The sequence below is a fragment of the Sphingomonas canaveralia genome (assembly GCF_047238125.1).
In the GTDB taxonomy this organism is placed as follows: domain Bacteria; phylum Pseudomonadota; class Alphaproteobacteria; order Sphingomonadales; family Sphingomonadaceae; genus JBDFMH01.
The window spans coordinates 1833940-1852200 of the sequence record NZ_JBDFMH010000001.1; the positions used below are offsets into that span (position 1 = coordinate 1833940).

Genomic DNA, 18261 nt, shown 5'->3' on the forward strand with positions numbered 1-18261 from the left:
TGTGCAGAGCCGACGGCCTCATTCGGTCGCCACCACCCGCACCCGATATTCCACCAGCCCGGCCCACGGCCCGTCAGCGTCGCGCACCACCCGGCTGCGCAGGAAGGCCAGGCTCGCGATCCGCCAGCCCGCCCCCTCGCGCGCGATCGCCTCGATGCCGCGCTCGGCCGCCGCCATCAGCGCGTGCAGCCGCGCCGGCCCGGCATCGTCCCACGCCGTCACTGCCAGCCGCAGCTCGCGCCCGGGCAGCCCCTTGGCACCCCACCCCGCCGCCGCCGTCTCGGCGATCGCCAGATAGGGATAGCGCGCGCCCGGCGGCGGCCCGTCGAACACGCCCGCCCGCAGGCTCACGATTTCCGGTTCCGCCTTGAGCGCTGCCACCAGCGCTGCCTGAACCCCCGCGATCACCGCCGCAGTCCGATCGCGCGCAGCCGCGCATCGTCCAGCATCCGCCGCGCCAGCCGCTTTCCGGTCAGCACCAGCCGCCCGGGCTCGGTGCTCACCGCGATATCGCCGGGCAGCTCGTCGCGCGCCGCCGCCGCCAGCCCGGCGATCGCGCGCGCAACCGCCTTGCCCGCCGCCCTCTCGATCCGCGTCATGCCAGTTCCTCCGCCTGCAGCACGATCCGGTCCGGCGTCGCGGGATCGCGCACCACCGCGGTCACGCGCAGCAGCGTTTCGCCGCGCAGGATCCGGTCGCCCACCAGGATGTCGCGCGGCCGCAGCGTCACCGCCCAGCGCGCGCCGCCCGCCGCCCGGTCCGCCACGATCGCAGCGCTCCGCCCGGCCGGCGCGAACCCCGCCCAGGCCGCGCCGATCGTTTCCCATCCGCCCGCCCCGCCCAGCGCGTCGCGCGCGGGCTCGATCCGGCTCAACGTCACCCGTTCGCGCAGCCGCCCCGCCACTTCGCTCATGGCCTTACCCCCATGCCCAGCCGCAACCGCCGCCACGGCCGCCACAGCGCCGCCACCGCCGCGGGCGGGCCGGGATCGTCGGCATCGTCGCGATGCGCGTAAAGATGCGCCGCCAGCCGGATCACACCCTGCCGGATCGGCGCCGGCAGCCCGGCCCACGCGTCGGCAAGGCCCGCCGTCAGCGTCACGATCGCGCGCCCGGCACTGCCCGGCCGCGTCACCCGCACCCAGCCCTGCCCCTCGGCATCGATGTCGATCGCATAGGCATCGGCGTCGAGCGCGAACGCCGCGCCCTCGGCCGGCAGCCCAGATACGCCCGTGATCGCGCGCACCGGCAGCGGCGTCAGCCGCCGCCAGTCACGCCGCGCCGGAATCGTCTCCTGCAGCTCGCGCGCGATCGCCACCTGCCCCGTGAAGCGTTCGCACAAGGCCAGCGCAGACAGCATCAGCGCGTCCAGCGCCGCATCGTCCTGCCCGGGCTCGATCCGCAGATGATCGCGCAGTGCCGCAATCGCAGCCTCCGGCAGCGCCGCCGGCTCGCCCGCGATCATGCCGCCGCTCCCACCGTCACGCCGATCGCGCGCGCCACGATCGCGCCGTCGCTCATCCGCGCCCGCGCCTCGATCCGGTAGTTCGCCCCCGGCCGCCCGCCGCCGATCAGCGCGCTCACGGCCGATCCTTCGATTCCCTGGCGGGCACATCCAGCCCACCGGGCTCGTCGGGCGCCACCCGCCACTGGCAGTCGATCACGCGCCGCCCCCGGCCGCGCGCACCCCAGTCGATCGCCCAGCCGATCACGGCGCGGGCGTCCTTCTCCAAGCCGGCCATCGCCCGCTCCATCGCTGTTCGGTGAAAAGTCAGGCGCCCGGGCGGGCAAAGGGGAAGCCCGCCCGAACGCCTCCCGGCGCGGCCTCGGCCCGCCGGAACTTGGCGGCCGCACCGGCCCGCGCGCCCGGCCGATCTCCACAGTAAACTTTGGGAGGTCGGCGGGGGTGCGGGCCGGTGCGGCTTCCCGGTGTGAGCCGGGATTAAACGCTGAACTTCATCAGCTTGATTGCCTCGGAATTGGCCACCGCACCGCCGATCCGCTTGGTGCTGTAGAAATGCACGAACGGCTTGTTCGAATAGGGATCGCGCAGCACCTGCGTGGCGTGGCGCTCGGTGATCAGATAACCGGTGCGGAAGTTGCCGAACGCGATCGCCAATGCGTCGGCGGCGATGTCGGGCATGTCCTCGGCTTCCACCACCGGATAGCCCAGCAGCGTATCGGGCTGCCCGCTCACCAGCCCCGGCTGCCACAGGAACGCGCCGTCCGCGGTCTTGAACTTGCGGATCGTCGCCAGCGTCGCCGAATTCATCACGAAGCACGCCCCCTGGCGATAGGGCGAGCGCAGCAGCTGCACGAGATCGATCAGCCGGTTCTCAGGGTTGCTGCCGAATGCGCCCGCCGCCCCGCTCGCCAGATGCTGCAGCGTGCCGAACGGCCGCGTGGCATCGCCGGCGGTGCCGGTCGGATAGGTCAGGAAGCCCTTGGGCCGGTTGATGCCCGATCCGGTCACGAACGCCTGCCCCTCGGCGCGGGCGAATTCGGCCGCCACTTCCTCGGCCAGCCAGCCTTCCAGGTCGAACTGCGCGTCGTCCAGCATCGCCTGGGTGGCGGCCGGATTGGCGAACAGGTCGCCCATCGGCGGCGATACCTCGCCGAAGGTCGGGGTCGATGTCTCGGGCCGCGCCGCGCCCTCGGCCGCCCAGCCCGATGCCACCCCGCCCGTCGTCACCAGCCGGCGATAGGCGGCGCTGCCCACCTGCACCACGTTGGCGATCCGGCGGATCGGCGATGCCGCCTTCAGCGTGCGGTCGATGCGCGCATCAATCTCCTCGGGCAGCGCGAAGCCGCCGGCCGCATCGGTGGTGCCCGCCACCGCCTTCACCTCGATCCCGCTGTCCTGCCCGGCGCGCAGATAACGGTCGACGAAGGCGCGCGTCTGCGGGCGATCGTCCGCCTTCGCGCCGCTCAGCGCGGGCCGCCCGGCGATGATCGCCGCCTGGTCGATCCGGGCCCGAAGTGCCGCCACTTCGGCGCGCACCCCTTCGATCTGCTCCGCCTGCGCGACGGCATCGAAGCTCGCCTCCAGCGCATCCGCTTTCGTCTCGTACATGCTCACCCTCCGGTCGTTGATTGGAAAAGTCAGTCCAGCGCGTGCACTCGCGCGCGCGGCTGCATCGGCAGCGTCACCAGCGAGACCTCGACCAAGTCGAGATCCGTCAGTTCACGATTTGTTCTTTGCTTGGCCGCGCGCACCCGGTAACCGAACGACAGCCCATCCACGGCACCCTCGCGCAGCATCGCCGCCGCCTCGCGCGCGGTCCGGCTCGCCCCCGTGATCCGCCCGATCACGCGCAGGCCGCGCCCATCCTCGGCGATCCGCTCGATCGTGCCGATCGGCCGTGCCGGATCATGCTGCCACAGCAGCGGCACCGCCCGCCCCTCCGCGATCGCGCGGGCGAACGCGCCCGGCCGCACGATATCGCCGCCCCGGTCGATCCGGTCGAACAGCGCGGCATAGCCGGCGAACCTCAGCCCAGCAGCCGCTCCGCCAGCCCCGATCGCAACGCAAGCCCCGCCACCAGCAGCGCGAGGCTGATCCGCACCATCCATGAAAGCATCTCCCTGAATACCGATGACTTCGCGTCGCGCCACGCCCCCAGCAGCTCGCGCAGTTCGGCCATGTCGGCGCGCGCGCGGGCATCGTTCAGCCCCAGCCGGTCCAGCGCGCGCGCAGCACCCGCATCGCTGGCTTCCTCCACCAGCGCGCGCAGCGTCACCAGCCCGGCCCCCTCGGCCTCCGCCTGCGCGATCAGCCGCGCCAGCATCAGCGCATCCGCCTGATCCATCGCTTCCTCCGTCCGTCACCCCTCGGCCGCCAATCCCACCATCGCCCGCTTCTCGTCGCGGGTCAGGAAATCGGCGGCCGCCACCTGGCCCCACAGCATCGCCCGCTCGGCCGCCAGCGCGGGCACCGCGTCCAGGTCCACCGCGATCCGCGCCTCCGGCCACCAGCCCGCCAGCCCCTCGCCGATCGCGCCCGTGATCCGCTGCGTCAGCGGCAGGATCGTCGATCGCCACAGCGCGCGATTCGCCTCGGCATAGTTCGCGTGGGTATTGTCGCCCGGCAGCCCCAGCAGCAGCGGCGGCACGCCGAACGCCAGCGCGATCTCGCGCGCGGCCGATGCCTTGGCGCCCACGAAGTCCAGCTCGGCCGGGGTCAGGCTGATCGGCTGCCAGCGCAGGCCCCCTTCCAGCAGCATCGGTCGCCCGGCATTGCCGGCACCAGCAAAGCTCGCCTCCATCTCGGCGCGCAGGCGGTCGAACTGGTCCGGGCTCAGCGCCGCACCCGGCTCGCCCGGATCATAGACCAGCGCGCCCGATGGCCGCGCCGCATTGTCCAGCAGCGCCTTGTTCCAGGCCTGCGCGGCGTTGTGGATCGCGATCGCGCCTGCCGCCGCCCCCAGGCAGCCCAGCCCGTAATGATCGTCCAGCGGATGCGCGCTGCGGATATGCACCAGCCCGGCCCGGCCCGCGCCGTCCTGCCCCGCGATCCGCGTCACCGCCTCGCCGGCGCGATAGCGATAGGCCACCGGCCAGCCGCGCGCATCGGGCTCCACCTCCACCCGCTCGGGGCGCAGCGCATAGAGCTCGGCAGGCAGGCCGTCGGCATCACAACCGATCTGCACATAGGCGTTGCCGTGCAGCAGCAGCTGCATCGCCACCGTCTCGATCAGCGCCTGGCCGCCGCTGGTGGCGGCGATCAGCGCGCGCACCTGCTCGTCGCCGGTCAGCGCCACGCCCGCGCAGCCCTCGGCCACGATCCGCACCGCGCGCTGGGCGATGGCATTGCCCAGATAGGCCGCCCGCACCTGCTGCTCATAGGATGCCGGCGGGCTTGCCACGCCGACATAACCGAACGCGGATCGCATCAACGCGGGACGCGCCTCGCCCCGCCCGGATTTCCACCCGAACCATTTCATGTCGATCTCCAATCTTGAAATCCTTCCCGTGCCGGGGAGAATCACCCGCGCTACAACCCCCGCACCCCCGGCTCGCCGGCGCCCGCCAGCATCAGCTCGCTCACCGCCCACACCAGCGCGTCGGCGCGGTCGGGCGATCGCCCCGGGCCTTCATAGCAGCCGTCGGCCGTCAGCCCGCACAGCTCGTCCTCCAGCGCGGGGAAGCCGCCGGCGTGCCACACCCGCCCCTGCGCGTAGAGCATCGCCACCGGCTCGGCCCGCACCGCCTTGCCGTGGGCGGCGTGCACCAGCCGCACCGGCAGCGGCGTGCCGCCCAGCCGCAGCACGGTGCGCACCATCGCCCCGCCCTGGTTCGCCTCGGCGATCACGAGATCGGCCGCGGTCCGCCCCGCCACCGCCGCTACCGCAGCCGCCCAGCCCTCGGGCGAAAGCCCGGCCACGCTCGCATCCTCCAGCACATAGGCCAGCCCGTCGCGGCCCAGCCCCACGCTCACGATCCCGCACGCATCCGATCGCGGCCCGCTGCCCGCCGGCGGGTCGACTGCAACCACTACCCGGCGCAGCACCGGCGCGCTCGCCACCCGCTGCCGTTCCAGGATCGCCCGCGTCCACAGCGCGCCTTCGGGCTCGGCGATCAGCTCGCCGTTCAGTTCCTGCCGGCCCAGCATCGTGCCGCCATAAGCCTCGCGCATCGCCGCGATGAAATCGGGCGAAAGCCCCGCGCGGTTGGCCTCGGTCGATCCTTTCGTGATCGCGATCCGCTCGCCGCCAGCCGCCAGCCGCCTAACCAGCGGCACCGGGCGCGGCGTCGTCGTCGCCACGATCCGGGGGGCGGCACCCAGCCGCATCCCCATCGCCAGATTGTCCCACGCCGCCTCGCCCGCCGGCCATTTGGCGATCTCGTCCGCCCAGGCCAGGTGATGCTGCGGCCCGCGCAGACTGTCCGGCTCGGCCGCCGAATAGACGAACGCCTGCGCGCCGCCCGGCCAGCGCAGCCGGCGCAGCGAAGGCTCCCATTCGGGCCGCATCGCATCCGGCGCGATCGCCAGCAGCCCGCTTTCCCCTTCCACCATCACGCTGCGTGCCTCGGCGAAGGTCGCCCCCACCAGCGCGATCCGCAGCTGGCCGCTGCGCTCGGCGCGCTCGCGCACCCATTCCGCGCCGGCGCGGGTCTTCCCGAACCCGCGCCCCGCCATCACCAGCCACGTCCGCCACGCGCCGCCCGGCGCGCGTTGTTCCGGTCGCGCCCAGAAATCCCAGCTGTGCATCAGATGCGTCAGCGTCTTCGGGTCGATCCCGGCGAGCATCGCGCGGATCGACCCGCGACCCTGCGCGGCCAGCAGCTCGGCCTGCGATCGCGCCCGCTCAGGCCCCGGCATCGGCACCGTCCGCATCGCCGTCGTCCTGCCCGCCGCCGTCCGCCGTCGCTGCCAGCCGCGCCGCCATCTCGTCCAGCCGCGCGGCCAATTCGGCGCGCATCGCCGCCGCCTCTTCGTCGCTCACCGGCTGGCTGGCCGCGCGCACCGTCGGCGCATGCTGGCGCATCAGCTGCAGCGCCACCGCGTTCGGATATTCGGTCACCTCGCCCACCTGCTTGCCGCCGTGGAAGACCGGCTTCACGGTGCCGTTCAGCATCCGCTCCAGCATCATCATTTCCAGCCGGGCATAGCCTTCGCACAACGCCGCTTCCCAGCCGGCGCGGAATTCCGGCGAACGCTGGCGCAGCCGATACACGCTCTGGTCGCTCATCTTCACCGCGCGGCACGATGCCGCCACGTTGCAGGTCGCCGCCAGCTCGGCCAGGAAGCGCTCCTGCTTGCGCTTGTTCCACTGCTCGCGCGTTTGCTTGCGCAGCTGCGGGCGCTTGCCCCCGGCCGTCCGCACCTGCGTCACCGCTCTGGCCATCGCCCCCTCCCCGGAAAAGATAAGGGCCGGAAAGCGTCACCCGCCCCGGCCCCGGTCGCAATTCTTAAGCGTTCCTGTTATGTGCCAGAACAGCGTGCCGCTGTCAAGCACTTTGTGCCAGATGGGTTCTACAATTCTTCCTCCGGAGGGGGGGACCATGCGCAGCATGGTGGAGGGATGGCTCGTCGCACACTCCACTTCGATGGCAGCATGTCCCTTCCCCCGCTTCACATCCCCCGCAACCCGCCTAAGATCGCGCGATGATCCGTCGTCTCGCGTTCCTCGCCCTGCTCGCTGCCCCCGCGCTCGCCCAGAGCCCCGATCCGCTCACGATCCTGCGCAACAACCAGCCGCCGCCGCAGCCCTTCGATGCCCGCCGCGCACCGAAAGCCCCCGATTACACCAGGGCGATCGCCTGGGCCGCCCGCCCCGGCGCGCGCGATGCCGCCGATGTCGCGCCTGCCGGCTTCCCGCTGCAGGATTACCGGCTGGCCGGCGCGGACGTGTTCTTCATCCATCCCACGACCTTCCTGGGCCAGCCGCGCTGGAATGCCCCGATCGACGATTCGGTGCTGAACCGCGCCACCGATGTCGGGCCGATCCGCAACCAGGCCAGCGTGTTCAACGGCTGCTGCCGCGTCTATGCGCCGCGCTACCGGCAGATGGTGCTGGGCGGCTTCATCCGCTGGTCGCCCGAAAGCGCCAAGGCGATGGATCTCGCCTACCAGGATGTCCGCCGCGCCTTCCGCCAGTATCTGGCGCAGGACAATCATGGCCGCCCCTTCTTCATCGCCGGCCATAGCCAGGGCGCGCGCCTCGCCCGCCGGCTGATCGCCGAGGAGATCGACGGCAAGCCGGTCGCCGGCAAGTTCGTCGCCGGCTATCTGCTCGGCCACTGGATCCCGCAGAAATGGTTCGCCGGGCTGAAACAGGTCCGCGCCTGCGCCAGCGCACGCGACGTGCGCTGCGTCGTCACATGGAGCACCTATGCCGAAGGGCGCGACGTCTCGCTCCAGCGCAACAACATTGCCCGGCTGACCAACGCGGCAGAGGAATTCGGCCCCGGCCCCTATGCCTGCATCAACCCGCTGGGGTGGACGACCGGCCCCGCCCGCCAGCCCGCCACGCTCAATCTCGGCGGCTGGGTCTATGGCGCGGGCCCGCGGGCCCGCCCCGTCGATCCCGGCCTGGTCTCGGCTCGCTGCGCCAATGGCGCGCTGCTGATCTCGCCGGTCCGCGATGCCGCCTATCGCAAGACGCTGCTGCCGTTCGGCAACTGGCACAACAATGATTTCCAGATGGCCTGGATGAACATCCACCAGAACAGCAGCGCCCGCCTGGCCGCCTGGCTCCGGCGCTAGACCGCAAAGGATCGTCGATGCCGGCCGAAGCCACCCGCACCGTTCCCGATCATGTCCCGCAGGCGCTCGTCACCGATCTCGATATCTATGATCTGCCCGGCGCCGCCGATGATCCGCAGGCCGCCTGGCTGGCCTTTCGTGATGCGGGGCCGCTGGTCTGGTCGTCGCGCAACGGCGGCCACTGGGTGCCGACGGAAGGGGCCGATGTCGCCGCCATGTTCCGCGATGCGATGCTCTTCTCCAGCGCCAGCGTCACCATTCCCAGCGTGCCGGGCGAACCGATGCTCCCGCTCGAAGCCGATCCCCCGGTGCATGGCGAATATCGCCGCGCAGTCCTCTCCTTCCTCACCCCCGCCCGCGTCCGCGCACTGGAACCGGAGATCCGTCAGCTTACGGTCGAGCTGATCGAAGCGGTGCGCCCGGCCGGTGCCTGCGATTTCATCGAGGCCTTCGCGCACCGCCTGCCGCTGATCATCGTGCTGAAGCTGATGGATCTGCCGCTGGCCGATCGCGCCTGGCTCCACGGCCTGACCGAGATCTTCGCTCGCCACCCCGATCTCGATGCCAAGGTCCGCGCCTATCTCGATCTGCGTGCCTATCTCGCCGATCGCATCGCCGAACGCCGCGATGCACCGGGCGACGATCTGATCAGCCATTTGATCGCCGCCACAGTCGATGGCCGCGCACTTACCCCGGCGGAGCTTCTGTCGACCTGCACGATGGTCGCACTTGCCGGGCTCGATACGGTCGCCGCCATGTTCGGCTTCGTCGCGCTGTTCCTGGCGCGCGACCCCGCAGCCCGCGCCCAGATCCGCACCCGCCCCGATCGGCTGCCCGCGGTCGTGGCCGAACTGCTGCGCCGCTACAGCACCAGCAACATGGGCCGCGTGCTCACCCGTGACATCGATCATCGCGGCGTGGCCATGAAGGCGGGCGATCATGTCATGCTGTCGCCCAGCCTGCACAATCTCGATCCCGCGCTGTTCCCCGATCCGCTGGCTGTCGATTTCGATCGCCCGCCGCGTCACATCAGCTTCGGCACCGGCAACCACACCTGCGCCGGCGCCCAGCTCGCGCGGATGGAAATCCAGATCTTCCTCGAGGAATGGCTCGCCCGCATCCCCGATTTCGCGGTCGAGCCCGGCGACCCCGTCCCCGCCCGCGCCGGCCCGGTCAACACGATCGATCGGCTGCCGTTGGTCTGGCCGGCTCCCGTCAGCTGACGGGCATCCACACCTCGTTCTGGCGCAGCGGGCCGGGAATGAACGGCGAATTGTAAAAGGCGTAGCGCACCGGCCCCGCCGCGCTCAGCCCCTGGGCGGCGATCCATTCGCGGAGCGCCGCCGTCTTCTCCGCCAGCAGCGCATCGTCCACCCGCCCGCCGAACTTGCACACTGCGATCTTGGCACTCTCCAGCTCGTCGATCGCCACGCCAGGCGTCGGCTCGGGCAGCGTCGCGCGCGTGTGGCTCTTGGGCATCACGAACCGCACCCGCCAGGCGCCATCGGCCTCCTGCTCGGAAATCACCGGCGCGGTCATCGCGATCTCGTCGCCCTCGCGGCTTTCGGCGAAGATGTAATCGGCCAGCACGCCGAACCCGTTGCCTAGCGCGCGGTCGCGGCTACCGCGCTGCACCGTCTCGGCGGTCAGGATCGACTGATACCGCCGCACCTCGAATGCGCCGTCCGATGTCAGCAGTTGATATTGGGGCTTCTCGATCGTCTTCTCGCGCAGCCAGTAGACGCCGGCGCCAGCCACCGCCACGCCCAACCCCGCCGCCGCCCAGCGCCCGATCCTGCGATAATTCATCGACGAAACCTCCAGATTGAAATCCGTCGCTCCTGCGCAGGCAGGAGCCCATGTCTCTCTCGCATGGCACGCCCGTCAGCGAATGGACCCCTGCCTGCGCAGGGGCGACGATGCTTACAACCCCCGCCGCAGCGGACGGTTCACGCCGCCTCCAGCGCCTCGCTCGCCTGCACCCAGCGCGCCTCGGCCGCTGCCAGCCCGGCCTCGATCTCGGCGCGGCGCGTCATCAGCTCTGTCATCGTCAGCTTCGCCAGTTCCTTGGCGGCAGAAGACGGATCGAACATCGCCCGGTCGATCGCTGATTTCTGCTCGGTCAGCTTCGCCATCTCGGCCTCCGCGCTGGTCACCGCCTTGCGCAATCCCTGGTTGCGCTCGCGTGCCTCGGCCGCGGCCTTGCGCCCGTCCTTCTTGGAAAGCTTGGGCGCATCGCCGCCGGCGCCTGTCGCGCCCGAACCGCCCTTCAGCACCATCGTCGTATAATCGTCGAGCGAACCTGAAAACTCGGCCGCGGTCCCGCCATCGACCAGCACCAGCCGGTCCGCGGTCAGCTCCAGCATGTGGCGGTCGTGGCTCACCAGCACCACCGCGCCCGAATAGCTGTTCAGCGCCTGCACCAGCGCCTCGCGCGAATCCACGTCGAGATGGTTGGTCGGCTCGTCCAGGATCAGCATGTGCGGGGCCTCGCGCGTGATCAGCGCCAGCGCCAGCCGCGCCCGCTCCCCGCCCGATAGCTTGCCGACCTTCGTCAGCGCCTTGTCACCCGAAAAGCCGAACCGCCCCAGTTGCGCGCGCACCGCCGCCGGGGTCGCCCCCTTCATGATCCGGGTCATATGCTCCAGCGGCGTATCCGATGTATCCAGCTCCTCCACCTGATACTGGGTGAAATAGCCGACCTTCATCTTGCCGGTCGCGGTCATCTGCCCGTCCATCGCGGGCAGCTGCGCCGCCAGCAGCCGGGCCAGCGTCGTCTTGCCGTTGCCGTTGCGGCCGAGCAGCGCCACCCGGTCGTCCGGGTCCAGCCGGAAGTTCAGCCGCTGCAGGATCGGCGTCTCCGAATAGCCGACCGCCGCCATGTCCAGCGTCACCAGCGGGGGTTTCAGCTCGGATGGGTTCGGAAAGTCGAACGACAGCGTCGGATCTTCGGCCACCGCCGCGATCGGCTGCATCTTGGCCAGCGCCTTAGCGCGGCTCTGCGCCTGCTTGGCGGTCGAGGCGCGGGCGGAATTGCGTGCGATATAGTCCTGCAGCTTGGCGCGCTGCGTCGCCTGCGCCGCGCGCGCCGATTCCAGTTGCGCCAGCCGCTCGGCCCGCTGTCGCTCGAACGCGTCGTAGCCGCCGGCGTAGAGCGTGGTCTGCCCGCCTTCCAGGTGCAGGATATGATCGACGACATTGTTCAGCAGATCGCGCTCATGGCTGATCACGATCATCGTCGCGCGGTAGCTGCGCAGGAAATTCTCGAGCCACATCGTGGCTTCCAGGTCGAGATGGTTCGAAGGCTCGTCCAGCAGCAGCAGGTCCGGTTCGGAGAACAGCAGCGCCGCCAGCGCCACGCGCATCTTCCAGCCGCCGGAATAGCTGTCGAGCGGGCGGCCCTGCATCTCCTCGTCGAAGCCGAGGCCGACCAGGATGCGCGCCGCCCGCGCCGGCGCGGCATGCGCATCGATCGCGATCAGCCGCTCGTGGATGTCGCCCAGCCGGTGCGGGTCGTCGCAGGATTCGCTCTCGGCCAGCAGCGCCGCGCGCTCGGTATCGGCGGCCAGCACCGTCTCGAACGGGGTTGCGCTGCCCGACGGCGCTTCCTGTGCGATATAGCCCAGCTGTGCGCCGCGCGGCATCTCGACGCCGCCCTCGTCGGCTTCCAGCATCCCGGCGATGACTTTCATCAGCGTCGACTTGCCGGCGCCGTTGCGGCCGATCAGCCCTACGCGCGACCGCGCCGGCAGCGACGCCGTCGCCTTGTCGAGGATGGTCCGCCCGCCGAGGCGGACGGTGATGCCGGATAGCGTGAGCATGGCCGCCAGATAGCGAGCGACCATGCTTGCTGCAACGCGGGATCAGGCCGGGCGCGCGATCGCCCGCCGCTGCCGCATCGTCCCGCCGACCAGTCCGAAGCCGCCGATCATCAGCGCCCACGCGGCCGGCTCGGGCACCGCCGGTGCGGAGACCAGATCGAACGTCAGCTGATCAAGCCCATAATAGCCGCCATCGGTGGTCGTCAGGTCCAGCCGCGCGATCCCGTCGCTGGTCAGCGCGCGCACCGCCCAGCCATTGCCGGCATTGGTGGTGAAGGTCTCGAGCAGATTGCCGCCGGCATCATAAGCGCTGAACGTGGTTCGCCCCACCAGCGAGAAATTGTTGAAGCTCAGCGAAAGATTGTCCGCCACGCCATCGAAGCTGATCGACAGCAGGTCGTAGCGCGGGGTCAGGATCACGCCGCCGCCGGGCGGGAAGGTGATCGGGTTACCGGTCGAGGAATTGGCCAGATAATTGCCCGAATAGAGCGGCCCGGTCGGCCCGCCGGCATAGTTGGTCGCCACCGGCAAAACGGGATCGCCCTCGAACGATGCCGAGAAGGTCACGCCCAATGCCGCATATTGCGTGCTGATCGGCGTCTCATCGGCCACGGTGCCGCCGCCGGGCAGCGAATCGAAATCGATCACGGTCGCAGACAGCGCCGGGCTCGCACCGACCAGCATCGCGGCGGCAGCAAGAGCGATAGTCGGAATGCGCATGAACATCATCGGCCCCTTTTCCAACGCTGCCCGTCGGCAGCAATCAGTCAAGGTTAACCAACTATGGCGCTTGTTCAAACGCTGTTATAACCGAGGCTTAAGGTGTCCGTCCCGCATCGGGACGGTCACGCCGCCTTCGCCCGATCCAGCAACCGTGCTTCCTTCGCCACCATCTCGGCGAAGCTCGGTCGCGCCAGGATCCTGTCGACATAGGCGGCCACCCGCGGATAGCGCGCGATCGTCGGCTCGAGGTCGAGATGGCGCAGGTTCGCGAACGGGCTCGCCACCGCGATATCGGCCAGCGTTATGGCATCGCCCAGCAGATAGCCTTCGTCCGGCACGACGCCGTCCAGATACGCCAGCAGCTTCGGCAGCTGCTCGGTTTCCGCCTTCAGCGCCGCTGCCTCGTCGCCCGCCACCTTCAGGAACAGCGGTCCGATCAGCCGGTTGAAGAACATCTGCCGGCCACAACCGAACAGCTCGGTATCGGCGAACTCGTCCCACCAATAGGCCCGCGCCCGCAACCGTGGCTCGTCGGGAATCAGCCTGGGGCCCGGCGCGACCGCATCCAGATAGGTCACGATCGCGGTCGAATCGGGGATCGAGAAATCGCCGTCGATCAGCGCCGGCATCTTGCCCAGCGGGCTCGCCGCACGAAATTCGGGGTCCGGACTGCCCAGCGGGATGCCGCGGACCTCCAGCTCGATGCCCTTTTCTGCAGCGAATGCGATGACCTTGCGCACGAACGGCGACAGCGAGCTGCCATAGAGGATCATATCGATTCTCCCGCTTATCTAGTTGTGTTTTGAAACCTACGCCGATCGCTCGAACAGGAACAGCCCATATCGCATCGCGCCACTGCGATAGGCCAGCATCAGCCGCGGCAGGCTCAGCGCGAAATCGCGGTTGGCAGCGCGACGCACGATGGCGCGCGTCGCACGGTCGGTTGCCAGCGCGCGCGCGAAGCGTCCGGCGCAGATCGTCCAGGTCCGCGCCACCTGCGCCGATATGTCCTCGTCGCAAAGGTGCCGCAGCCCCGCCACCTGCGCCCAGCCAAGATAGTCGGCGCGCGATCCCATCGATGGCAGCCGCCCCTCCCGACAGATCGGCTCCAGCAGATGGCGCTTCTGCCAGGCGGTCGCGCGCGGCCCTTCCAGCCAGGCGCATATCGCCAGCCGCCCGCCCGGCTTCAGCACCCGCGCCGCTTCGGCGAAGAAGCGCGGCTTGTCCTCCATATGCTCGCTGCTCTCGATCGCGTAGGCACCGTCGCGCGATGCATCGACCAGGTCATTGTCCAGCCAGTCGCGCACCCGGATCTCGACACCGTCGGCCGCCGGCGCTGCCCCGGCCTGCGCCGCAGACAGCGTGAACCCCGTCACCGCCCAGCCGAACCGCGCGGCGAACAGTCGTGCGGTCTCGCCATAACCGCAGCCGATATCCACCACCGATGCGGGGCCCGACAAGGCCAGCCGCTCGGCCACCAGCAGGCTCAGCGCCGCGGTCGCCTCGGCCACGCTCTCGCGCCCCGTCCGCCAGAAGCCATGATGCACATGCGCGCCCCACAACGCCCGGTATACGGGGTCCAGCTCGTCATAGTGAAGCGCGACATCATCGTGCCGCTGCGGCCGATCGGGCAGGATCATGGGCCCGATCATGCCCGAGGCGATGGCGAAGGCAAGCCGTGATGGCGGACGAGCCAAGGGGGCCGCGAGCGGATATCTGGCCAGGCCGCTGCTGGCCCTGAACTCGTGCCACGATATCCGACCGGAAGCTTCCGGGCGGCCTCTTCGATGCAACCTCAGGCTATGGTCGGTACGATGCCGCCCTCGGCCCGGATCGCGGCCCCATTGGTGGCCGCGGCAAGCGGGCTGGCGAGAAACGCCACGGTCGCGCCGATCTCGTCGGCTTCGATGAAGCGGCGGATCAGCGAAAGCGGCCGCATCTTTTCGAAGAACAGCTCTTCCGCTTCCTCCTCCGATCCGGCGTCCGGCAATACGCTCTTGACGAAATCGACGATGCCTTCGGATCGGGTCGGTCCCGGCATCACCGAATTGACGGTGACGCCCGTACCCTTGGTCTGGGCTGCCAGCCCCCTTGCGATCGCAAGCTGGGCGGTCTTCGTCATGCCGTAATGGATCATCTCCTCGGGGATGACGAGACTGCTCTCCGACGAAATGAAGATGATCCGCCCCCAATTCCGCTGCAGCATCCTCGGGAAATAATGCCTGGCCAGGCGGGCGCCGGATACCACGTTGACCTCGAACAGATGATGCCAATCCGCGTCGGTGATTTCGGCGAACGGCTTGGCCTCGTAGATGCCCAGATTATTCACGAGGATATCGGTATCCGGCACGGCGGCGAGCAGCTGTTCGGCCCCTGCGGCGGTGGCCGGATCCGCCAGGACCGCCCGGACCGCGCCCTTCTCGCCGATCCGTTTGACGGCTGCGTCCAGCTTGTCCTGCGATCGGCCGGCTATCGTGACGTCGACGCCCTCCTCGGCCAGGCGTTCCGCGATCGCCAGGCCGATGCCCGCGGTTGATCCGGTAACCAGTGCGGTCTTGCCGCTCAGCCTGAGATCCATGGACGTCACTCCTTCATGAGACGCGTAAGGTGGGTGCGTCGCGATCGGATGCAATCCGCTGCGGCGTACCGGCGCCGTCATTCCTTTGCAGACGGTCCGGCGTTCCGGCGCGCGCCGCCTTCCGCGAGGGCTCGGAAGCGTCGAGCGCCACCCTTCCCAATCTTGCGACCGTTTCCTAGAAACCAGCCATGGCCGAGATCATCAACCTGCGCCGCGCCCGCAAGGCCAGGGCCCGCGACGTTGCGGCAGCCGATGCCGCCGCCGCCCGCGCCCGCCACGGTCGCACCCGGGCGGAGCGCGAGGCAGAGGCCGCTATGGCGGAACGCCTCGCCCGCACGCTGGACGGATCGAAACGCGATCCCGATTGAACGCACCCGCTCAGCCCAGCCCATAATGATCCGCCAGCCGGTCGAGCGCCATCGTCAGTACCAGCTTGCCTGATCGCCGTGGCCAGCCGAGCGCCTTTTCCGCCGGCTCCAGCCCCTCGCCCGCGCACACCACGCGCCACGCCACGTCGGCCAGCCCGCCGCCCAGCGCCGCGATCGCCGCATCGAACCGGCGCTTGGCCGCGATCCCCGCCAGCGTCGGATCGAGCGGCGCATCCGGCCCGCGCCGCCCGCGCGCGGCCGGCGCCGCGTCCCAGCGCATCGTCACGCGCGGGCCCAGCCCCGCCATCTCCCAGTCGCCGCGCAGCCGCTCGCCCGCCTCATGCTGGCGGCGGTCCACCATGCCTCGTGCCAGCAGCCAGCCGAGCGGTGATTCGGCGAGATTCACCGTCACCGATCGCCGCGCACGTCCCGCCTCCGGCTCGCCCAAGCTCCGCTCCGCCAGCATCCGTCCCATCGCTGCCTCCGATTTCCGAGTCGCTCGCTTATGCCATCGCGGCACGCTTGTAGGACAGCGAATAACCGTATAGGTTCCGATTTCTTCTGGAGGCCGAACCATGATCACCTGTATCCGCGAAGTCCGCCGCGCCAAGGGCATGACGTTGCAGGATGTCGCCGATGCCTGCGTGCCGCCCACCACCGCGCAGACGATCGGCCGGTTGGAAACCGGCACCCGCACCGTCTCGGTCGGCTGGCTCAACCGGATCGCGGGCGCGCTCGGCGTCACCGCGGCCGATCTCGTCCGCCTGCCCGAGCGTGCCGATCTGCCGGTCATCGCGCTGCTCTCCGCCGATGGCGCCCGCGCGCCGCGCCACGAACAGGTCTCCACCCCGCCCGCCCCCGGCCCCGCCGAAGTCGCGCTGCTGGTCGAGGCGACGGTCGGCGACTACCGCGCCGGCGATACGCTGTGGTGCGAACGGGTCGAGCCCGAACGGCTCGGTAGCGCGCTCAACCGCGATGTGCTGCTGCCTCGGCCGGGCGGCCGTTTCGTGTTCGGCCGACTGCTTGCGCGCGACGGCGGCAAGCTGCATCTGCTGCCCCCCGGCCCGTCCGCGCGCCAGCAGGTGATCGTCGATCCGCCCTGGGCCGCGATCCCGCGCCTGCTCGTCCGCGCGCTTTGACGGATCGGGAGCTCATCGCATGCCCGCCTGCCTCTTCATCGGAGACAGCATCGCCTATGGCGCCGGCCAGGCCGTCAATGCCAGCGGCCTCGCGCGCTGCGCCGTCGTCGCCCGGGTCGGCGCGGCCGCGCCCGCCATCGCCCGCCAAGCGCAGGGCGTCGGCCCGGTCACGATGGCGGTGATCTCCGCCGGATCGAACGGGCCGACCGATCCGGCGCTGCTGCGCGGCCTCGCCACTGTCCGCCGCTCGCTCCGCGCCCGCTACGTGCTCTGGGTGCTGCCCTACAATCGCAAGGCGGCCTATGAAGTCACCCGCGTCGCCTTCAGCTTCGGAGACGATATCGTCGATCTGGCGAACACGCCCACGGCAGACGGCGTCCACCCCCGCAGCTACCAAGCCGTCGCGCGCTGGCTGCTGCGCTGATCGGCGCCCCGTTCTAGTCGAACCGATTATTGGCCTTCTTGACCCGCCCGGCCACCATCGCGCCATTCGGGAGACGCGCGATGATCCAGTCGATTTCCGCCAGCGGTTGGGCCTCGCCCCCCACGCCCAGCCCCAGTGCGCTGCCCAGCCCCAGCGACCAGCCTTACAGCGCCGACTGGGCCGCGCCGGTCCCCTCGCCCAGCCCCGGCCCGGCCCCCGCGCCCGTCCAGTCGCCGCCGACGCCGTCCACCGCCGATCCCGATCGCGCGCGCGAATCCGCCCTGCTGGCCGATGATGTCTATAACGACGTCGCCAGCCCGCCCCCCGGCTTCCGCGTCGCCAGCGAATCCGATCTCGATCGGCTGAACCTCACCCCGGCGATGCTCGAGCAGCCCGGCTCCAGCTTCCGCGCGCGCGTCTATGCCACCGGCAGCGGCGATGACACGCGCTACGTCGTCGCCTTCCGCGGCAGTTCGGCCGGAGAGGATTGGAAGAACAACGCGCAGCAGGCGCTCGGCCTCAACTCCGAAAGCTATGCCAAGGCGCTGCGCGTCGGCAAGGAACTGGCGCGCAGCGATGCCGAAGTCACGATCACCGGCCACTCGCTGGGCGGCGGGCTGGCGTCGGCCGCCTCGATCGCCAGCGGGCGCGAGGCGGATACCTTCAACGCCGCCGGGCTGCACGGTGACACTATCGCGTCGGCCCGCGCCATCGCCGCCGCCAACGATCGCGGCAGCGCCGACGTCCAGGCCTATCATGTCCCCGGCGAGATCCTCACATCGCTGCAGAACGGCGGCGATCGCGTGCTTGGCGGCATCCTGCTCGGCATCCCCGGCGCGATCCTCGCCGATGCGCCGCCCGCCTATGGCACGTCGCACGCACTGCCGTCCGAACGGCCCGAAGGCGTCAACTGGTTCGAAGGGCTCAACCCGATCGGCCGGCACGGCATGGATTGGGTCCTGTCCGGCGTGGCGGCGTTGCGCTGATCGCGCGGCACACC

Annotated in this window: 25 protein-coding genes; 6 read left to right on the top strand and 19 right to left on the bottom strand. The window is 70.3% G+C overall.

The annotated features are described in order from the left end of the window. Positions 1–18 precede the first annotated feature (18 nt). From ABC347_RS09035 to ABC347_RS09090, 12 genes are all read right to left on the bottom strand, one after another. Positions 19–408, bottom strand: coding sequence for a DUF3168 domain-containing protein (locus ABC347_RS09035; protein WP_413245399.1), 390 nt, complete (start codon positions 406–408; stop codon positions 19–21). Continuing rightward, positions 405–599 (bottom strand): hypothetical protein, encoded by a 195-nt coding sequence (locus ABC347_RS09040; protein ID WP_413245400.1) that lies wholly within the window; start codon positions 597–599, stop codon positions 405–407. The genes ABC347_RS09035 and ABC347_RS09040 overlap by 4 nt, the downstream gene beginning before the upstream one ends. Next, positions 596–913 carry a phage head completion protein gene (locus ABC347_RS09045; protein WP_413245401.1) on the bottom strand — a complete coding sequence of 106 codons (318 nt, stop codon included), beginning with the start codon at positions 911–913 and terminating at the stop codon, positions 596–598. The genes ABC347_RS09040 and ABC347_RS09045 overlap by 4 nt, the downstream gene beginning before the upstream one ends. Beyond that, positions 910–1464 carry a head-tail connector protein gene (locus ABC347_RS09050; protein ID WP_413245402.1) on the bottom strand — a complete coding sequence of 185 codons (555 nt, stop codon included), beginning with the start codon at positions 1462–1464 and terminating at the stop codon, positions 910–912. Before ABC347_RS09050 ends, ABC347_RS09045 begins: the two co-directional genes overlap by 4 nt. After that, on the bottom strand, positions 1461–1583 hold the full coding sequence (locus ABC347_RS09055; protein WP_413245403.1) for a hypothetical protein: 123 nt from the start codon (positions 1581–1583) through the stop codon (positions 1461–1463). The genes ABC347_RS09050 and ABC347_RS09055 overlap by 4 nt, the downstream gene beginning before the upstream one ends. Then, positions 1580–1741 carry a hypothetical protein gene (locus ABC347_RS09060; protein ID WP_413245404.1) on the bottom strand — a complete coding sequence of 54 codons (162 nt, stop codon included), beginning with the start codon at positions 1739–1741 and terminating at the stop codon, positions 1580–1582. The genes ABC347_RS09055 and ABC347_RS09060 overlap by 4 nt, the downstream gene beginning before the upstream one ends. 200 nt (positions 1742–1941) lie before the next feature. Then, complete coding sequence (locus ABC347_RS09065; RefSeq protein ID WP_413245405.1) at positions 1942–3072, bottom strand: phage major capsid protein; 1131 nt, start codon at positions 3070–3072, stop codon at positions 1942–1944. 29 nt (positions 3073–3101) lie between these two features. Continuing rightward, positions 3102–3572 (bottom strand): HK97 family phage prohead protease, encoded by a 471-nt coding sequence (locus tag ABC347_RS09070; RefSeq protein WP_413245406.1) that lies wholly within the window; start codon positions 3570–3572, stop codon positions 3102–3104. Then, positions 3491–3808: a DUF6127 family protein gene (locus ABC347_RS09075; RefSeq protein WP_413245407.1), complete on the bottom strand. Its 318-nt coding sequence runs from the start codon at positions 3806–3808 to the stop codon at positions 3491–3493. Before ABC347_RS09075 ends, ABC347_RS09070 begins: the two co-directional genes overlap by 82 nt. A 15-nt stretch (positions 3809–3823) precedes the next feature. Continuing rightward, positions 3824–4942 (bottom strand): phage portal protein, encoded by a 1119-nt coding sequence (locus ABC347_RS09080; protein WP_413245408.1) that lies wholly within the window; start codon positions 4940–4942, stop codon positions 3824–3826. Positions 4943–4992: 50 nt separating this feature from the next. Next, complete coding sequence (locus tag ABC347_RS09085; RefSeq protein ID WP_413245409.1) at positions 4993–6336, bottom strand: DNA-packaging protein; 1344 nt, start codon at positions 6334–6336, stop codon at positions 4993–4995. Then, complete coding sequence (locus ABC347_RS09090) at positions 6308–6847, bottom strand: hypothetical protein (protein ID WP_413245410.1); 540 nt, start codon at positions 6845–6847, stop codon at positions 6308–6310. Before ABC347_RS09090 ends, ABC347_RS09085 begins: the two co-directional genes overlap by 29 nt. 260 nt (positions 6848–7107) lie before the next feature. On the opposite strand from ABC347_RS09090, the gene ABC347_RS09095 reads away from it, so the two are divergent. Together ABC347_RS09095 and ABC347_RS09100 are read left to right on the top strand one after the other, a co-directional pair. Next, positions 7108–8208 (top strand): DUF3089 domain-containing protein, encoded by a 1101-nt coding sequence (locus ABC347_RS09095; protein WP_413245411.1) that lies wholly within the window; start codon positions 7108–7110, stop codon positions 8206–8208. A gap of 17 nt (positions 8209–8225) precedes the next feature. Next, the gene (locus ABC347_RS09100; protein ID WP_413245412.1) at positions 8226–9431 is read left to right on the top strand and encodes a cytochrome P450; all 1206 of its coding nucleotides are present in this window, start codon (positions 8226–8228) and stop codon (positions 9429–9431) included. Here the strand turns inward: ABC347_RS09100 and ABC347_RS09105 are convergent. The 6 genes from ABC347_RS09105 to ABC347_RS09130 all read right to left on the bottom strand — a co-directional run bounded on the left by ABC347_RS09105 (position 9424) and on the right by ABC347_RS09130 (position 15330). After that, entirely contained in the window at positions 9424–10017 is a 594-nt protein-coding gene (locus ABC347_RS09105) for an SOUL family heme-binding protein (protein WP_413245413.1), read from the bottom strand. The genes ABC347_RS09100 and ABC347_RS09105 overlap by 8 nt on opposite strands. Positions 10018–10157: 140 nt before the next feature. Continuing rightward, complete coding sequence (locus ABC347_RS09110; protein ID WP_413245414.1) at positions 10158–12029, bottom strand: ABC-F family ATP-binding cassette domain-containing protein; 1872 nt, start codon at positions 12027–12029, stop codon at positions 10158–10160. Between the two features lie 42 nt (positions 12030–12071). Continuing rightward, a complete protein-coding gene (locus ABC347_RS09115) occupies positions 12072–12749 on the bottom strand; it encodes a PEPxxWA-CTERM sorting domain-containing protein (protein ID WP_413245415.1) in 678 nt (225 codons plus the stop codon). Positions 12750–12874: 125 nt separating this feature from the next. Beyond that, positions 12875–13525, bottom strand: coding sequence for a glutathione S-transferase family protein (locus tag ABC347_RS09120; RefSeq protein ID WP_413245416.1), 651 nt, complete (start codon positions 13523–13525; stop codon positions 12875–12877). Between the two features lie 36 nt (positions 13526–13561). Beyond that, the gene (locus ABC347_RS09125) at positions 13562–14404 is read right to left on the bottom strand and encodes a methyltransferase domain-containing protein (RefSeq protein ID WP_413245417.1); all 843 of its coding nucleotides are present in this window, start codon (positions 14402–14404) and stop codon (positions 13562–13564) included. Positions 14405–14547: 143 nt separating this feature from the next. After that, complete coding sequence (locus ABC347_RS09130) at positions 14548–15330, bottom strand: SDR family NAD(P)-dependent oxidoreductase (protein ID WP_413245418.1); 783 nt, start codon at positions 15328–15330, stop codon at positions 14548–14550. Positions 15331–15518: 188 nt separating this feature from the next. Between ABC347_RS09130 and ABC347_RS09135 the strand changes: the two genes are divergently transcribed. Continuing rightward, complete coding sequence (locus tag ABC347_RS09135; RefSeq protein WP_413245419.1) at positions 15519–15698, top strand: DUF4169 family protein; 180 nt, start codon at positions 15519–15521, stop codon at positions 15696–15698. Between the two features lie 10 nt (positions 15699–15708). Here the strand turns inward: ABC347_RS09135 and ABC347_RS09140 are convergent, their stop codons facing one another. Then, a complete protein-coding gene (locus ABC347_RS09140; RefSeq protein ID WP_413245420.1) occupies positions 15709–16173 on the bottom strand; it encodes a DUF6456 domain-containing protein in 465 nt (154 codons plus the stop codon). Between the two features lie 100 nt (positions 16174–16273). Here ABC347_RS09140 and ABC347_RS09145 point away from each other — a divergent pair, with 100 nt between their 5' ends. The 3 genes from ABC347_RS09145 to ABC347_RS09155 all read left to right on the top strand — a co-directional run bounded on the left by ABC347_RS09145 (position 16274) and on the right by ABC347_RS09155 (position 18247). After that, positions 16274–16837 (top strand): helix-turn-helix domain-containing protein, encoded by a 564-nt coding sequence (locus tag ABC347_RS09145; RefSeq protein WP_413245421.1) that lies wholly within the window; start codon positions 16274–16276, stop codon positions 16835–16837. 19 nt (positions 16838–16856) lie between these two features. Beyond that, positions 16857–17261, top strand: a complete 405-nt coding sequence (locus ABC347_RS09150; protein WP_413245422.1) for a hypothetical protein — start codon at positions 16857–16859, stop codon at positions 17259–17261. A gap of 80 nt (positions 17262–17341) precedes the next feature. Beyond that, positions 17342–18247 carry a Tle-like phospholipase domain-containing protein gene (locus tag ABC347_RS09155; RefSeq protein WP_413245423.1) on the top strand — a complete coding sequence of 302 codons (906 nt, stop codon included), beginning with the start codon at positions 17342–17344 and terminating at the stop codon, positions 18245–18247. The last annotated feature ends 14 nt before the right edge of the window (positions 18248–18261 follow it).

Bases quoted from the DNA above. Each gene is read 5' to 3' on its own strand.
- ABC347_RS09110 (WP_413245414.1), bottom strand. From the start codon at position 12,029: ATGCTCACGCTATCCGGCATCACCGTCCGCCTCGGCGGGCGGACCATC.
- ABC347_RS09145 (WP_413245421.1), top strand. From the start codon at position 16,274: ATGATCACCTGTATCCGCGAAGTCCGCCGCGCCAAGGGCATGACGTTG.
- ABC347_RS09060 (WP_413245404.1), bottom strand. From the start codon at position 1,741: ATGGCCGGCTTGGAGAAGGACGCCCGCGCCGTGATCGGCTGGGCGATC.
- ABC347_RS09135 (WP_413245419.1), top strand. From the start codon at position 15,519: ATGGCCGAGATCATCAACCTGCGCCGCGCCCGCAAGGCCAGGGCCCGC.
- ABC347_RS09040 (WP_413245400.1), bottom strand. From the start codon at position 599: ATGACGCGGATCGAGAGGGCGGCGGGCAAGGCGGTTGCGCGCGCGATC.
- ABC347_RS09080 (WP_413245408.1), bottom strand. From the start codon at position 4,942: ATGAAATGGTTCGGGTGGAAATCCGGGCGGGGCGAGGCGCGTCCCGCG.
- ABC347_RS09105 (WP_413245413.1), bottom strand. From the start codon at position 10,017: ATGAATTATCGCAGGATCGGGCGCTGGGCGGCGGCGGGGTTGGGCGTG.
- ABC347_RS09150 (WP_413245422.1), top strand. From the start codon at position 16,857: ATGCCCGCCTGCCTCTTCATCGGAGACAGCATCGCCTATGGCGCCGGC.
- ABC347_RS09100 (WP_413245412.1), top strand. From the start codon at position 8,226: ATGCCGGCCGAAGCCACCCGCACCGTTCCCGATCATGTCCCGCAGGCG.
- ABC347_RS09085 (WP_413245409.1), bottom strand. From the start codon at position 6,336: ATGCGGACGGTGCCGATGCCGGGGCCTGAGCGGGCGCGATCGCAGGCC.
- ABC347_RS09090 (WP_413245410.1), bottom strand. From the start codon at position 6,847: ATGGCCAGAGCGGTGACGCAGGTGCGGACGGCCGGGGGCAAGCGCCCG.
- ABC347_RS09130 (WP_413245418.1), bottom strand. From the start codon at position 15,330: ATGGATCTCAGGCTGAGCGGCAAGACCGCACTGGTTACCGGATCAACC.
- ABC347_RS09070 (WP_413245406.1), bottom strand. From the start codon at position 3,572: ATGGATGGTGCGGATCAGCCTCGCGCTGCTGGTGGCGGGGCTTGCGTT.
- ABC347_RS09045 (WP_413245401.1), bottom strand. From the start codon at position 913: ATGAGCGAAGTGGCGGGGCGGCTGCGCGAACGGGTGACGTTGAGCCGG.
- ABC347_RS09155 (WP_413245423.1), top strand. From the start codon at position 17,342: ATGATCCAGTCGATTTCCGCCAGCGGTTGGGCCTCGCCCCCCACGCCC.
- ABC347_RS09120 (WP_413245416.1), bottom strand. From the start codon at position 13,525: ATGATCCTCTATGGCAGCTCGCTGTCGCCGTTCGTGCGCAAGGTCATC.
- ABC347_RS09115 (WP_413245415.1), bottom strand. From the start codon at position 12,749: ATGCGCATTCCGACTATCGCTCTTGCTGCCGCCGCGATGCTGGTCGGT.
- ABC347_RS09140 (WP_413245420.1), bottom strand. From the start codon at position 16,173: ATGGGACGGATGCTGGCGGAGCGGAGCTTGGGCGAGCCGGAGGCGGGA.
- ABC347_RS09050 (WP_413245402.1), bottom strand. From the start codon at position 1,464: ATGATCGCGGGCGAGCCGGCGGCGCTGCCGGAGGCTGCGATTGCGGCA.
- ABC347_RS09075 (WP_413245407.1), bottom strand. From the start codon at position 3,808: ATGGATCAGGCGGATGCGCTGATGCTGGCGCGGCTGATCGCGCAGGCG.
- ABC347_RS09065 (WP_413245405.1), bottom strand. From the start codon at position 3,072: ATGTACGAGACGAAAGCGGATGCGCTGGAGGCGAGCTTCGATGCCGTC.
- ABC347_RS09125 (WP_413245417.1), bottom strand. From the start codon at position 14,404: ATGATCGGGCCCATGATCCTGCCCGATCGGCCGCAGCGGCACGATGAT.
- ABC347_RS09095 (WP_413245411.1), top strand. From the start codon at position 7,108: ATGATCCGTCGTCTCGCGTTCCTCGCCCTGCTCGCTGCCCCCGCGCTC.